Raw genomic sequence first — 13,402 nt, forward strand, 5'->3', positions numbered from 1 at the left:
ACCCGGGCGCGCGGGCCCGGTTACGTCACCCGCCTCACCTGCGTTACGTGTTGCGCACACGGTGGCGTAGACCACTTCCGTCACGCGATACTGCGGCCGTCCGACAGCACTTCGGTGCTGGGCTCCCCACAGCTACGGAAGGCTCGACTCCCATGACATCCCTACGTGTTCGGATCGGCGTACTGGGCATCGCCCTGCTCTCCGGGCTGGCGACGCCGACCACCGCCGAGGCCACCACCGAGGCCTCCGAAGTCACTTCCGCCGCGCCCACCGTCGAGGAGCTGCGGCTGGACAGCGCGGCCCCGAAGGAGATCCTCCGGCGGTCCGGATTCGACTCCGTGGCACCGGAGTTCACACGGGCGCTCGGCAAGACGCGCTCGTACGCCGACGCCCGCCGGCTCGTCGTACGCCAGGGAGCGGCCCTGTGGCGACGGGCCGTCGACCGGGCGCAGGGGCGCGGGCCGGCCGGCGGTGACCTGAGCCGGGACGACGACCGGCCGCTGTACTGGGCGCGTCTCGGGATGACCCGTGAACTCCGGTCCTGGGAACCGTCGTTCGAGGTCAGCGACGACCAGCGGGCCGCCCTGTTGGGCGAGTTGGAGCGGAACTCACGCGGACAGACGTCGATCCGGTATCCGTGCGGTGGGACGCTGAAGCGTGTTCTCGTCACCGGGTTCGATCCGTTCACGCTCGACCGGGACATACGGATCTCCAACCCGTCCGGGGCCACCGCGCTCGCCCTCGACGGCACGGTGATCGAGACGGCGGACGGGCCTGCCAGGGTCGAGACCGCGATGTTCCCGGTGCGCTGGCAGGACTTCACTGAGGGCACGGTGGAGCGGACGCTGAAGCCGTATCTGCCGAAGGTCGATCTCTTCACCACCGTGAGCCAGGGGCGGGTCGGCCGGTTCGACGTGGAGCGGACCAACGGGGCCTGGCGGGGCGGCTTCGGGGACAACGAGAACATCGGCCGGACTGAGACCGTGCCGGTCGCCGACCCGGGCTCGCAGCCCCAGTGGACGTCAACAACCTTGCCGTACCAGGCGATTGTCGCCGCCGACACCGGCCGCTTCCCCGTGTACGACAACACGAGCGTGACGGAGATTCCGGCGGGAGGCACCGTTCCCGTCGTCCGGGCGGACGGTCCCACCGCCGGGTCGACGGCGCGGGCCGGGGGCGGCGGGGACTATCTGTCCAACGAGATCGCCTACCGGGCAACCCTGTTGCGCGACCGCCTCGGTCTGGGCGCCACCCTGCCCGGCGGCCATGTGCACACGCCGGTACTGCAGTTCGGGACGGGCAACACCGACCCGGCGACCGGGGCCGTGACCGACCCCGAGTTCGTGCGCAACCGGCTGGACATCATCGCCCAGGTGCGGTCGATCCTGACCGTGGCCGTGGACGCGTCCAGTGGCTCATCCGGTCAGGACGCCGAGGCCGGCGTCTCCTGATCCTCGGGGTCCGCCGAGGGCTCCCCGGATTCCTCGCCGAGCAGGTCGCGGGCCATCATCGTGGCGCCCGCGACCGCGCCCGGCATCAGGAAGACGGCCACGAACGGCACCAGGAAGGCCAGCCCGAGCGGCGTACCGAAGCCCCACACGAGCAGCTTGCGGGAGCGCAACAGGGCGAGGCGCTCCCGGAGTTCGACCCGGCGCCGCTGCAGGGCGACTCCGGTCAGCTCCTCGGTGAGGAAGAACCCGGTGACGACGAAGCCGATCACGGGTACGACGGTCTGCCCGGCGACCGGGACGAAGCCGAGGGCGAAGAGGAGCACCGCCCAGCACAGGGCCCGCACGAGGATCCGGAGGCTGTCGCGGGCCGAGATCCACAACTCCCTGTGCAGCGGCAGGCCCGACTCGGGGGCGGTGCCGTCGGGGGACACGTCCCGGTCGACCTTCTCGGAGAGGTTCTCGTAGAAGGGCTGGCCGATGAGCAGCGTCACGGCGGTGAAGGTGATGGCGGCCAGCAGAAGGGCGAGCGCGAAGAGCAGCGCGGTGAGAAATCCGCGGAAGAGGCCGAGCCAGGGACTCGACCAGTCGTCGGCGAAGGGGGTCGCCCAGGTGGTGACGTCGGTGCCCCACAGGGCGAGGGAGACCAGGGCGGCGACGTAGAGAACCAGGGTGATGAGACCGGGGACGAGGCCCCAGCCGTACTGCTTGCCGTGTCGGGCGACCCAGCCTTGGCCCTTCAGGAGGTAGCGGAAGCCTGTCGCAAGATCGCTCATGGGGGAACTCTATCGGGGGTGCGTGATCCGTCCGGGGGACGTGTGGCGTGAAGGCCCTCTTGTTGGCAGTGAGTCGGGAAGGTACATCTCGCGTACCGATCCCAGAGGTCCAGGAAGCACAGAAGCACAGCAAGCCCAGGAAGCACAGAAGGCACAGGAAGCACTGGAGGAGCTACACGTGCGTCGCACAAGCCCCGTTCCGCTCAGCCCTGTTCTGCTCGCGGCCCTCGCCGTCACCACGGCGGGCTCGCTCCTGCTCACCCCCCACACCGCAACCGCCGACCGCAAGCCCCTCACCCGGGAGGGGGCGGGCGACGAGCGGTCCCTGGCCGGCGAGCGCGCCGCCACCGCTCCCGTCGGCGCCGCCCGGCGCGCTCTCGCCGCCCCCGTCACCGGCCTCGGCGACAAGGGGCGCGGCTACCCGCGCGAACAGACCCTGTCCCCCGACCCGGTGAACCCGGCGGACAAGTCCATCAAGCTGGGTCTGACCCCGTACCACGCCATCGCCCCCAAGCTGAACGCCCTTCAGCGGCTGGGCGACCGGGTGAGCGTCGAGGTCGCGGGCCGTTCGGCGGGCGGGCACCGGCTCTATCTCGTCACGGTCACCGCGCCGGAGAGCGCGGCCCAGACGCGCGCCCAGGAGGGCATGCGCGAGCTGATCGAGAACGCGCCCTCGGTCGCCGCCAAGAGCCCTGCGATCAGGCGGAGTTACAAGGCTCCCGTCTTCGTCAACAACAACATCCACGGCAACGAGTGGGAGGGCACCGACGCCTCCCTGAAGATCGTCGAGCGGCTCGCGACCGCCACCGACGCCAGGACCCGGGACCTGCTCGCGCACAGCCGGCTCTACTTCAACATCACCGCCAACCCGGACGGCCGTATCGCCGGCACCCGTGCCAACGCCAACGGGTTCGACCTGAACCGGGACTTCGTCACCTCCTCGCAGCCCGAGGGGCGGGCGATGCGGCAGATCGAGATCGACAAGCAGCCGACCGTCATGCTCGACCTGCACGGATACGTCAACGGCACCCTCATCGAGCCGACCACTCCCCCGCACGGCGAGAACTACGAGTACGACCTCTTCCTGAAGAACACCTACGCCAACGCCCTGGGGATGGAGGCCGCCGTCAACGGCCTCGGCTACACACCGGCGAAGGACGGTGTCGAGCCCGTCCAGATCCCGTTCCGTGATCAGCAGGAGGGCTGGGACGACTGGCCGCCGATCTTCACCCCGCAGTACGCGGCCTTCCACGGCACGGTCGCCGCGCACACCGTGGAGATCCCGATGACGGTCAACAACCGGGCCTACGACACCCTTTCGGTCGCCGAGCTGCGCCGCCGGTCCGCGATCAACACCGCCGTGGCGGGCGCCGCCATCACGGCGACCTTCAACTACGTGCAGGATCACCGGACTTCACTGATCGCCGACCAGATCGAGGTCTTCCGGCGCGGGGCCACCGGGGCCGCGCAGGTGCCTGTGTCGGCGGCGACCGTCCCCGGTGTTCCGGGTATCGGGCCGGAGGACGTCTACACGACCAGATTCCCCCGTGCGTACGTCATTCCGGCCGGCGCCCCGGCCCAGCGGTCCGCGCCCGCCGCCGCCCGGCTGGTCGACCACCTGCTCGCCAACGACATCAGGGTCTCCCGCGCGAGCCACGCCTTCCGGCTCGGCGGACGGACGTACGCGAAGGGCTCGTACGTCGTCGACATGCGCCAGCCGAAACGCGGACTCGCGAACGTGCTGCTCGCCGACGGGCGGGACATCAGCGACAAGGTCTCGGTGATGTACGACATCTCGGGCTGGAGCCTGGGCCGGCTGTGGGGCGCGACCGTCCAACCGGTCGTCGGTGGCGGCCTGTTGGGCGTACCTCTGCGGGCGGTGAGCACTGCCGCGCCGGTCGGGTATGTCGCTCCGTACGGCGATCTGCGACTGCGGCTCGACGATCCGCGTGAGATCGCCGCGCTCAACTCCCTTCTGCGGGGCGGTGTTTCGGTACGGCGGGCGGCGGACGGCAGTGCGATCGTCCCGGCGTCGGCACGCAAGCAGGCGCTCGCTGCGGCCCGTACGTACGACGTGGCCTTCGACGCGACGAAGGTGGCCGGAGTCTCCGTCCTGCGTCGCACCCGGGTCGCCGCGGCCGTCACACCCGGGGAGCTGTTCGCACTGCGTGAGATGAACTTCGAGGTGACGCCGGTGTCGACGGCCGTCCTCAACGCCGGTTTCGACTGGGCCGGGGTGGATGTGCTGTTCGTGTCGCAGGACGTGGAGTACGCGGACCTGAACCCGGCCGCCCGTAAGGCGCTCGACGCCTTCCTCGGCTCCCGGGGACTGGTCGGCCGGGGCGCCTCCGGGGCCGCGCTGAACTCCGCCGCCGGGCTGCTGGCGGCGAAGCCGGTCGAGGGCAACGGGGATGCCAACGGCGTTGTCCGGGTGGTGAATTCGGGCCGCAGCCCGGTCACCGGCGGGGCGCCGGACCACGGGTTCGTGTACGCGCCCGTCTGGTTCACGGACCTGGGTCCCGGTGTGCGCGTCGACCAGTCGTACGGGAGCGGGAATCCTGTCGTCTCCGGGCACTGGCGGCCGCTCGCGGACGGGTCCGGGGGTCCGGGCGCGGCGGCGGGACAGGCGTCGGTGGTCAGCGGGCCGCACGCGGTGCTGTTCGGCACCGAGCCACTGTTCCGGGACCACCCCAAGGGGGAGTTCGCACAGGTGGCACGTGCTTTGCTGAGCCTGCCGACCGCGCCGAGCCCGTCGACCGCGCCGATCGGTACGTCGAGTGAGGAGAGCCGATGACGCAGGAGATCACCGAGGCCGCGGGACGGTCCGTCCGGGGCACGGTCGCCGAGGGCTTCGAGGCGGTGCGGGAGGAGTTCGCCGCCTTCGTCGCCGGTGAACTGCCCGACTACGAGGGCCAGTTGTGCGCGTATGTGCACGGTCGGCGGGTCGTCGACCTGTGGGCGGGCCCGGACACCGAACCGGACTTCGGGCCGGACAGCCTCTACGGGGTGTACTCGTCCACGAAGGGCGCCGCCCATCTCGTGGTCGCCCTGCTGGTCCAGGAGGGCACCCTGGAGCTGGACCGCAAAGTCACCTACTACTGGCCGGAGTTCGCCCCCGAGGGCAAGGCGGCGCTGACCCTGCGCGACCTGATCGCGCACCGGGCCGGGCTGGTCGGCAGCGACGCCGGGTTCACCCTGGAGGAGCTGGCCGACGACCGGGTGATCGCCGAACGCCTCGCGGACCAGCGCCCGTTCTGGCGGCCGGGCAGCGCCTTCGGCTACCACGCCCTGGTCATTGGCGCGTTGACCGGCGAGGTCGTCCGGCGCGCCACGGGCCGTACGCTCCAGGAGGTCCACGAGGAGCGGGTGCGGGCCCCGTACGGCCTCGACTTCCATCTGGGGCTGCCGGAGGCGCTGGAGCCGCGCTTCCGTACCGTGCAGCCGATGCTGCCGACGCCGGAGGAACGGGAGTTGCTCGACTCGCAGCCCTCCGGACCGCACACGCTCGCGTCGATCGCCTTCAACCGCAACGGGGCCGAGCCCACCGACCTCGAGTCGCTGCCCAACCACCGGGTGGTCCGCGAGAAGGGGCCGGCGTCGGTCGGCGGGGTGGCGTCGGCGCGTGGGCTGGCCGGGCTGTACGCGGCGGCGATCAGTGAGGTCGGTGAGCACGCGCCGTTGCTGAAGCCGGACACGGTGGCGGAGTTCGGCCAGTTCCACTCGGTCGGCTACGACCTGGTGGCCCGCACCCACAAGTCGTTCGGCCTGGGCTTCCAGAAGACCGCGGACGTGGCCTACCCGTTCCTGGGCGCCCACACGATCGGCCACAGCGGGGCGGGCGGCTCGCAGGCCTTCGCCGACCCGCACAGCGGTCTGGCCTACGGCTACACCCGGCGCCGGTTCGCCTTCCCGGGCGGAGCGGCGCCGGAGAACGAGCGTTTCGTGCGGGCCCTACACGCGGCGGCGCTGCGCGGCTGACCCGCGCGGCGGTCACGACGTCACGACGACGGCCGCACCCCACGTCCAGGGGTGCGGCCGGTCGCCGGCGGCTCGGATGCCGAAGCTCAGAGGTCAGAGATCAGAGGTCAGAGGTCAGAGCTTGACGATCATCTTGCCGGTGTTGTCGCCGCGCAGGACCCCGAAGAACGCCTCCAGGTTGTTCTCGATGCCCTCGACGACCGTCTCGCGGTACTTGAGCTCGCCGGAGCGGACCCAGGCGCCGACCTCCTCGACGAACTTCGACTGGAGGTCGTAGTGGTCGCCCACGAGGAGGCCCTCGATACGGCCGCGGGTGGCGATGAGGCGGGCGAGGTTCTTGGGGCCGGGGGCGGGCTCCGTGTTGTTGTAGACGGAGATCATGCCGCAGATGGCGATCCGGCCGGCGTGCTTGAGGGCGCCGATGGCCGCCTCCAGGTGGTCGCCGCCCACGTTGTCGAAGTACACGTCGATGCCGTCGGGGGCGGCCTCACGGAGCTGCTTGCTGACCGACCCGTCCTTGTAGTTGAAGGCGGCGTCGAAGCCGTACTCCTCCACCAGCAGCTTGACCTTCTCGTCGGACCCGGCGGAGCCGATGACCCGGGAGGCGCCCTTGAGCTTGGCGATCTGCCCGACCTGGCCGCCGACCGCACCGGCGGCGCCGGACACGAACACGACGTCGCCCTCCTTGAAGGAGGCGGTGCGCAGCAGGCCCGCGTAGGCGGTGAGGCCGGTCATACCGAGCACACCGAGGTACGTCGACAGGGGCGCGGCGTCGGCGTCGACCTTGACGGCGTCCTTCGCGTTCACCGCCGCGTACTCGCGCCAGCCGAGGAAGTGCAGGACGTGGTCGCCGACCGAGAAGCCCTCCGCGTTGGAGGCGACGACCTCGCCGACGGCCCCGCCCTGCATGACCTTGTCCAGCTCGAAGGGGGCGACGTACGACTTGGCGTCGCTCATCCGGCCACGCATGTAGGGGTCCACGGAGACGTACAGGTTCCGCACCAGCACCTGGCCCTCGCGAGGCTGCGGGACCGCCGCCTCGACCAGCGCGAAGTCCTCGGCCTTGGGCCGGCCGACCGGACGGCTGCGCAGGTGCCATTCGCGGTTGACGGTGGGAAGGGCGGGGGTGGGGGTGTCGGACATGAGGGGGCCTTCCGGTGCGGCTGCGTAGCTACGGCTCAGATTGCTTCAGATACTTCAGTACGTGAAACAATAATGCTCCTGAATATTTCAGGGTGTCAAGTAAAGGGGTAGCCTGAAGAGCATGGCCACACCGGAGAAGACCCGTCGCATGGACCCCCTGAGCCTGGAGGTCGTCGACCTCATCGGCGCGGTCGTGGCCCGCTATCACGAGGAGTACGAGGAGGCGGCCACCCGGCACTCCCTCACCGGGGCACAGGCGCGACTACTGAGCCTGCTCTCGCTGGGTCCGCTGCCGATGCGGCAGCTGGCACGGAAGCTGCGGTGCGAGCCGTCGAACGTCACCGGGATAGTGGACCGCCTGGAGTCCCGGGACCTGGTCGAGCGCCGCCCCGACCCGTCGGACCGCCGGGTGAAGCTGGCCGCCTGCACGGACGAGGGGCGCCGGGTCGCACGGAGCCTGCGCGACTCCCTGGACTTCGCGCGCCAGCCGCTGGCCGGGCTGTCGGAGGAGGAACGGGTGCTGTTGCGGGGGCTGCTGGTGCGGATGGTGGAGGCGTAGAGGCTGCTTCACATCCGCCATGCGTATACCTCCCACCGCAGAAGCTGCGGTCAAAACCGGGCATGCAATCCGTAAGTAACAAACGTGGAATGACTGGGCAATCTCTCTGAGTCACTCTCTGCTTGGTCGTCCGGCGACAGACAGTCGGCACTGAGCACGGAGGGAAGCGCGATGAGCCTTGTCAGCGAGTGCGGTACGGACCTCCGGTGCCGTGCCCACCAGTCGGCCTGGACGCGCGGACGCGTGGCACACGGCTCACATCCGGCGTCCGAGTGCTCTCACGCCTGAGCTCGTGCCGATGACCGCGGCCGGCGCCCTGCCCGGGCCGTGGTTCTCCGGTGTCGCTATCCCGGGGCAAGGCCTGTCGCCGCACGCTTTTCGCCACCTGCTTCTTCCTGCGCCGTCGCCCTGGCGTGTGCGCCTCACCGGTGCCTGCCGGGCCGTTTCGGCCGCCGGCTCCACACCGAACGCTTCGCCCCGGCAGTTCCGTCACCCGCCGGAAACGGTGCCGGCGGCGAAGTCGCCACCGCCCATGGCGTCGAGGTCGAGCTGTCCTGCGAGCAGGGCATCCGCGGCGCCTGCCTGACCCCGTCCTGGCCGCCGAACCCGGCCACCGCGACGAGGTCCGGAAGGCGGACGAGCGCGCGGCGGGCGACCGGATCACCATCCGCTGTTCCCGCGCCGCACCCCCGAACTCCTCCTCGGCCTCTGACCCGGGGTCTTCGACCCCAGGTCGCCGCCCGACCGGAGACCGGCCCGGCAATGTCCGGGCCACGCCAGACCCATGTTTTTCCTGCCCGTCATGAGCCGGAGCCCACCCGGCCAGTGAAAGGAACGCGCGCCATGACCAGAAGTACGAGCAGTGACAGAGCGTTCGCCGCCGCCGATCGCCGCCTCTTCCTCAAGCGGGGACTGCAACTCGGCGGTGCCGTGCTGCTCGGCGGCCCGCTGCTCGCCGCTTGTGGCGACTCCGACTCGTCGTCGGCCTCCTCCGGGGCCTCCTCGTCCTCCGGTGCCAAGAGTTTCGGTGAGCTGACGCTGCGGCTGTCCTGGATCAAGAACGTCGAGTTCGCGGGCAGCTACATCGCGGACAGCAAGGGCTACTACACGGCCGAGGGCTTCTCGAAGGTCACGCTGATAGGCGGCGGCCCGTCCGCGACGCCGATGGAGACGGACGTCGTCACCAAGAAGGCCCTCGTCGCGATCAGCGCCCCCGACATCACCGGCGCCGCCGTCTCCAAGGGCGCGCCGCTGAAGATCATCGGCGCCCAGTTCCAGAAGAACCCGTTCTGCATCATGTCGATGGCCAAGAACCCGATCGTCAAGCCGCAGGACATGTACGGCAAGAAGATCGGCATCCAGGCAGGCAACGAGTCCGTGTGGGCGGCGTACGTCAAGGCCACCGGGCTGGACGAATCGAAGATCACGAAGGTGCCGGTGCAGTTCGACCCGCTGCCCCTGACCCAGGGCACCGTGGACGGCTGGTTCTCCTTCGTGACGAACGAGCCGAACACGCTGCGCCTGAAGGGCTTCAAGGTCGCGACGATGCTGCTCGCCGACACCGGCTACCCGCTGGTCTCGGAGACGTACTGCGTCCGCCAGGACACCATCGACAACCAGCGCGACCTGCTCAAGGCGTTCCTGCGCGCGGAGATCAAGGGCTGGAAGGCGAACATCGCCGACCCGGGGCTCGGTGCGAAGCTCGCGGCGGAGACGTACGGCAAGGGGCTCGGGCTGACGACCGAGGAGCAGACCCTCGAGTCCAAGGACGAGAGCAAGCTGATAGTGAGCGCCGACACCGAGAAGAACGGCCTGTTCACGGTCACGCCGGAGCTGGTCGAGGAGAACATCAAGACGCTGAAGTACGGCGGCCTCGACATCACCGCCGAGAAGCTCTTCGACCTCTCGATCATCGAAGAGATCTACAAGGAGAACCCCAGCCTCATCTGAGGATCCGGCGGTACCGGTGCGGCCCGTCGGCCCGCCGGTACCGGTTTTCCCTACCTGTACCCGCACCCGTACCGCACACCGAGGTCGCCAACTGATGAGTACCGAAGCCGCTGTCCCCGAAGCATCCGGCGACGCACCCGACGGCTCCGTGCCGTCCGGCACCGGGCTGTCCCTGCGCGGGCTGAGCAAGCAGTTCAAGCTCGGCCGGCACCACGTTCCCGCACTGGCCGGCGTCGACCTGGACACGGCCGAGGGCCAGTTCCTCGCGCTGCTCGGGCCGTCGGGCTGCGGCAAGTCGACCGTTCTGCGGATCCTCGCCGGGCTCGACAGCCCCACCTCCGGTACGGCGCTCGTGCACGGCGAGGACCCGGAGGCGGCCCGCAAACGGCACCACCTGGGCATCGCCTTCCAGGACGCCGCGCTGCTGCCGTGGCGCTCGGTCACCGCCAACATACGGCTGCCGCTGGAGATCAGCGGCATCAAGGCCGACCCCGCGGCGATTTCCGACCTCATCAAACTGGTCGGCCTCGAAGGCTTCGAGAAGGCCCGCCCCGCCCAGCTCTCCGGCGGCATGCGGCAACGCGTCGCCATCGCCCGCTCGCTGGTCGTCGACCCCAAGGTGCTCCTGCTGGACGAGCCGTTCGGCGCCCTGGACGACATGACCCGCCAACGGCTCAACCTCGAACTCCAGCGCATCTGGCAGGCCCGCGCGGTGACCACCCTGTTGGTCACCCACTCCATCAACGAGGCCGTGCTGCTCAGCGACACCGTCGCCGTCATGTCCCCCCGGCCCGGCCGGATCGTGGAGGTCGTCAACATCGACCTGCCCCGGCCGCGTACGCCGGAGATGATGCGCTCGGCCGAGTTCCACGCGTACGCCGACCAGTTGTCGGAACTCCTGTTCGGCCGCACCGACGTCTCCGACGACGCCGCGCCCGCGGCGGAGGCGTCATGAGTGCGCGGCGTTCCGCCTGGACCGGCGGGGCCGTCGGCATCGCGGCTCTGATCGGGGCGTGGTCGCTGCTGGCCACCACGGTCTTCGGCCCCGGGGACGGCGTGCCCACCCCCTGGGCGGTGGTGGCGAGCGTGTACGACGACGGCTGGACCTTCTACAGCCCGCATGTTTCGCAGACCGTGGGCGAGGCCCTGACCGGGTACCTGATCGGCAACGGACTGGCGCTCGGCCTGGCCGTGCTGGTGCTGCTGGTGCCCGTGCTGGAGCGGGTGGTCACGCAGATAGCCGTGGCCTCCTACTGCCTGCCGATCGTGGCGATCGGCCCGATCCTCTCCCTCGTCCTGGACGGAGACAAGCCGATGTCGGCGATGGCCGGGCTGTCGGTCTTCTTCACCACCCTCGTCGGCGCACTCCTCGGACTGCGCTCGGCCGACCCCGCCTCGCTGGACCTGGTACGTGCCTACGGCGGCGGCCGTTGGCAGCAGATGCTGCGGGTCCGCCTGATCGCCGCGCTGCCCAGCACGCTGGCCGCGCTCAAGATCGCCGGGCCGGCGGCACTGCTCGGCGCGATCATCGGCGAGTACCTCGGCCGCGTGGACAGCGGGCTCGGTATCGCCATGACCATCGCCCAGCAACAGCTCGACGTACCCCGCACCTGGGGCATCGCCCTGGTCTCGGGCACGGTGGCAGGCATCGCGTACGGCGCGGTCGGGCTCGTCTCCCGCTATGCCCTGCCGTGGTCGCGCACGACGACAGTGGAAGGCGGACACGCATGAGCACCCCGACCGAGACGCCGACAGCCCCCGCGCTGCGCTTCGCGGCGGGCGTGCTGCGCCCGCTGCTCAACGTGGTCGTGACCATGGCGGCCGTCATCGTCCTGTGGATCATCTTCCTGCAGGTCTACGACCTGGACCCACTGGTGGCCAAGTCACCGGTCGACATCTTCCACTACCTGTTCACCGGCGCGGACGCGGGAGCCCACCGCTCCCTGGTCTCCTCCGGTCTGGGCCGCACGCTGCTCGACGCCGGGTTCGGCTTCGTCGCCGGGCTCGCGGCGGCCGTGGGAGTGGCGGTCGTCTTCGTCCTGGTGCGGAGCGTCGAGCAGGCGCTGCTGCCGATGGCGGTCGTCGTGCGGTCCGTGCCCCTGGTGGCGATGACCCCGCTCATCACCCTCGTCTTCGGGCGCGGCCTGATGGCCACCACCGTCATCAGCGGCTTGATCGTCTTCTTCCCCGCCCTTGTCACCATGACCTTCGGCCTGCGCTCGGCCTCCCGCCAGGCGGCCGACCTGTGCCGCGCGTACGGCGCCGGGGACTGGACGGTCGTCCGCAAGGTCATGCTGCCCAGCGCCGTCCCCGCGTTCTTCACCAGCGCCCGCGTCGGCGTCCCCGGAGCCCTGATCGGCGCGATGCTCGCCGAATGGCTCTCCACCGGACAGGGCCTCGGCTACGCCATGCTCAAGGACTCCTCCACCTTCGACTACGACCACCTCTGGGCCTCGGTCGCGGTCCTCACCGCCGTGTCCGCACTCGCGTACAACACCATCGGGGCCATCGAGACCGTCGCCCTGGCCCGCTTCGCGCCCAACATCCGCCCGGGCACATAGCCCCGACCGGCCGCAGGGAAACCCGGAACGATCAGCTCACCGACGCGGAGAACGAAGCGAACCGCCCGCTCAGGTGCACCACCAGAGAAACTGCTCGCAGGTCTCCGAAGGTGACGGTTCCGGCGTCGGGTCGGCGGAGGTCGGGTCCGTGGACGGGGTCGCCGGGTCCGTCGGGGTCGAGGACTCACCCCTCGTCGGCGTGGGCGCCGTACCGATCGGCGCCGACTGGGCGTCCTTGCTCCTGCTCGGTGAGACCGACGGTGACGGTGATCCCGAGCTCTCCGACGCGGACGGCGACGCCGACGCGTCCGGGGACGGCGAGTCCGACCCGTCCTCGCCCGACGAGGACGGCTTCTCGTCGGACAGGGGTGTCTCCGTGGCGCCGGACTTCGGCGTCGTGCCGTCCGCCGAATCGCCGTCCGCCGCCGCGGCGTTCGGGTTCGAGCCCGGCGCGTCCGTACCCAGCTCGGCGAGGCTCAGCCCGCCCGCCGCGAGCACGAACCCCGCGACGACGAGCAGCGTCCGCTTCCGGCGCCGCCGGTGCGCGGCGGCCTTGCGGTCCCGTCGGCTGCCGGCCGGCTGCCCGGCGTCGTCGGCTTCGGCGTCGGTGTCGTCTTCGTACTCGTCGGCGTCGTCGTACTCGTCGGCGTCTTCCGCCGCCGGGGCGGCGGAGGCCGTCTCCCGGCCGCGTCCGCGGCCCGCCTTACGGGCCGCCGCCCGCCCAGGACGTACCGCCTCCTCGACAGCACCCGCCGAGTCGTCCGCGTCCGTTTCCGGGCGCGCGCCGATCTCCTCCGGGTACGCCTGGAGAGGTGCGATCGATGAGCCGCACCCCGGGCAGGCGAGTGCGCCGTTGAGGTGCCTTTGGCACTGCTGGCAGTAGTCCATGACGCGGGAAGAATAAGTTCCTTACGGGGGCCGCTCCTAGGGGTCACTGTGAATATTCCGTGCGGAACTTGCGTTTTGGGTTTGCCCAGTTGAGGTCAA

The 13,402-nt window shown here is 70.4% G+C and carries 11 protein-coding genes; 8 read left to right on the top strand and 3 right to left on the bottom strand.

The window, feature by feature from the left end:
* The first annotated feature begins 152 nt into the window (after positions 1 to 152).
* The gene (locus OG241_RS17110) at positions 153 to 1,451 is read left to right on the top strand and encodes a pyroglutamyl peptidase (protein WP_405816293.1); all 1,299 of its coding nucleotides are present in this window, start codon (positions 153 to 155) and stop codon (positions 1,449 to 1,451) included.
* Here OG241_RS17110 and OG241_RS17115 read toward each other — a convergent pair.
* Entirely contained in the window at positions 1,424 to 2,224 is an 801-nt protein-coding gene (locus OG241_RS17115) for an EI24 domain-containing protein (protein ID WP_405816294.1), read from the bottom strand. The genes OG241_RS17110 and OG241_RS17115 overlap by 28 nt on opposite strands.
* A gap of 178 nt (positions 2,225 to 2,402) precedes the next feature.
* Here OG241_RS17115 and OG241_RS17120 point away from each other — a divergent pair, with 178 nt between their 5' ends.
* Positions 2,403 to 5,018, top strand: a complete 2,616-nt coding sequence (locus OG241_RS17120) for a M14 family zinc carboxypeptidase (protein WP_405816295.1) — start codon at positions 2,403 to 2,405, stop codon at positions 5,016 to 5,018.
* The gene (locus tag OG241_RS17125) at positions 5,015 to 6,202 is read left to right on the top strand and encodes a serine hydrolase domain-containing protein (protein WP_405816297.1); all 1,188 of its coding nucleotides are present in this window, start codon (positions 5,015 to 5,017) and stop codon (positions 6,200 to 6,202) included. The genes OG241_RS17120 and OG241_RS17125 overlap by 4 nt, the downstream gene beginning before the upstream one ends.
* Positions 6,203 to 6,316: 114 nt before the next feature.
* Here the strand turns inward: OG241_RS17125 and OG241_RS17130 are convergent, their stop codons facing one another.
* Positions 6,317 to 7,345, bottom strand: coding sequence for an NADP-dependent oxidoreductase (locus tag OG241_RS17130; RefSeq protein WP_405816298.1), 1,029 nt, complete (start codon positions 7,343 to 7,345; stop codon positions 6,317 to 6,319).
* Between the two features lie 121 nt (positions 7,346 to 7,466).
* Here OG241_RS17130 and OG241_RS17135 point away from each other — a divergent pair, with 121 nt between their 5' ends.
* From OG241_RS17135 to OG241_RS17155, 5 genes are all read left to right on the top strand, one after another.
* Complete coding sequence (locus tag OG241_RS17135; protein WP_405816299.1) at positions 7,467 to 7,904, top strand: MarR family winged helix-turn-helix transcriptional regulator; 438 nt, start codon at positions 7,467 to 7,469, stop codon at positions 7,902 to 7,904.
* An 843-nt stretch (positions 7,905 to 8,747) separates the two neighbouring features.
* Positions 8,748 to 9,854, top strand: coding sequence for an ABC transporter substrate-binding protein (locus OG241_RS17140; RefSeq protein ID WP_405816300.1), 1,107 nt, complete (start codon positions 8,748 to 8,750; stop codon positions 9,852 to 9,854).
* A 94-nt stretch (positions 9,855 to 9,948) separates the two neighbouring features.
* Positions 9,949 to 10,809: an ABC transporter ATP-binding protein gene (locus OG241_RS17145; protein WP_405816301.1), complete on the top strand. Its 861-nt coding sequence runs from the start codon at positions 9,949 to 9,951 to the stop codon at positions 10,807 to 10,809.
* On the top strand, positions 10,806 to 11,585 hold the full coding sequence (locus OG241_RS17150) for an ABC transporter permease (RefSeq protein WP_405816302.1): 780 nt from the start codon (positions 10,806 to 10,808) through the stop codon (positions 11,583 to 11,585). The genes OG241_RS17145 and OG241_RS17150 overlap by 4 nt, the downstream gene beginning before the upstream one ends.
* A complete protein-coding gene (locus tag OG241_RS17155; protein WP_405816303.1) occupies positions 11,582 to 12,415 on the top strand; it encodes an ABC transporter permease in 834 nt (277 codons plus the stop codon). The genes OG241_RS17150 and OG241_RS17155 overlap by 4 nt, the downstream gene beginning before the upstream one ends.
* Before the next feature lie 69 nt (positions 12,416 to 12,484).
* On the opposite strand, the gene OG241_RS17160 is transcribed toward OG241_RS17155, so the two are convergent.
* Positions 12,485 to 13,303 (bottom strand): hypothetical protein, encoded by an 819-nt coding sequence (locus tag OG241_RS17160; RefSeq protein WP_405816304.1) that lies wholly within the window; start codon positions 13,301 to 13,303, stop codon positions 12,485 to 12,487.
* Positions 13,304 to 13,402: the final 99 nt, after the last annotated feature.

This window comes from Streptomyces sp. NBC_01390, assembly GCF_045040105.1.
GTDB lineage: Bacteria > Actinomycetota > Actinomycetes > Streptomycetales > Streptomycetaceae > Streptomyces.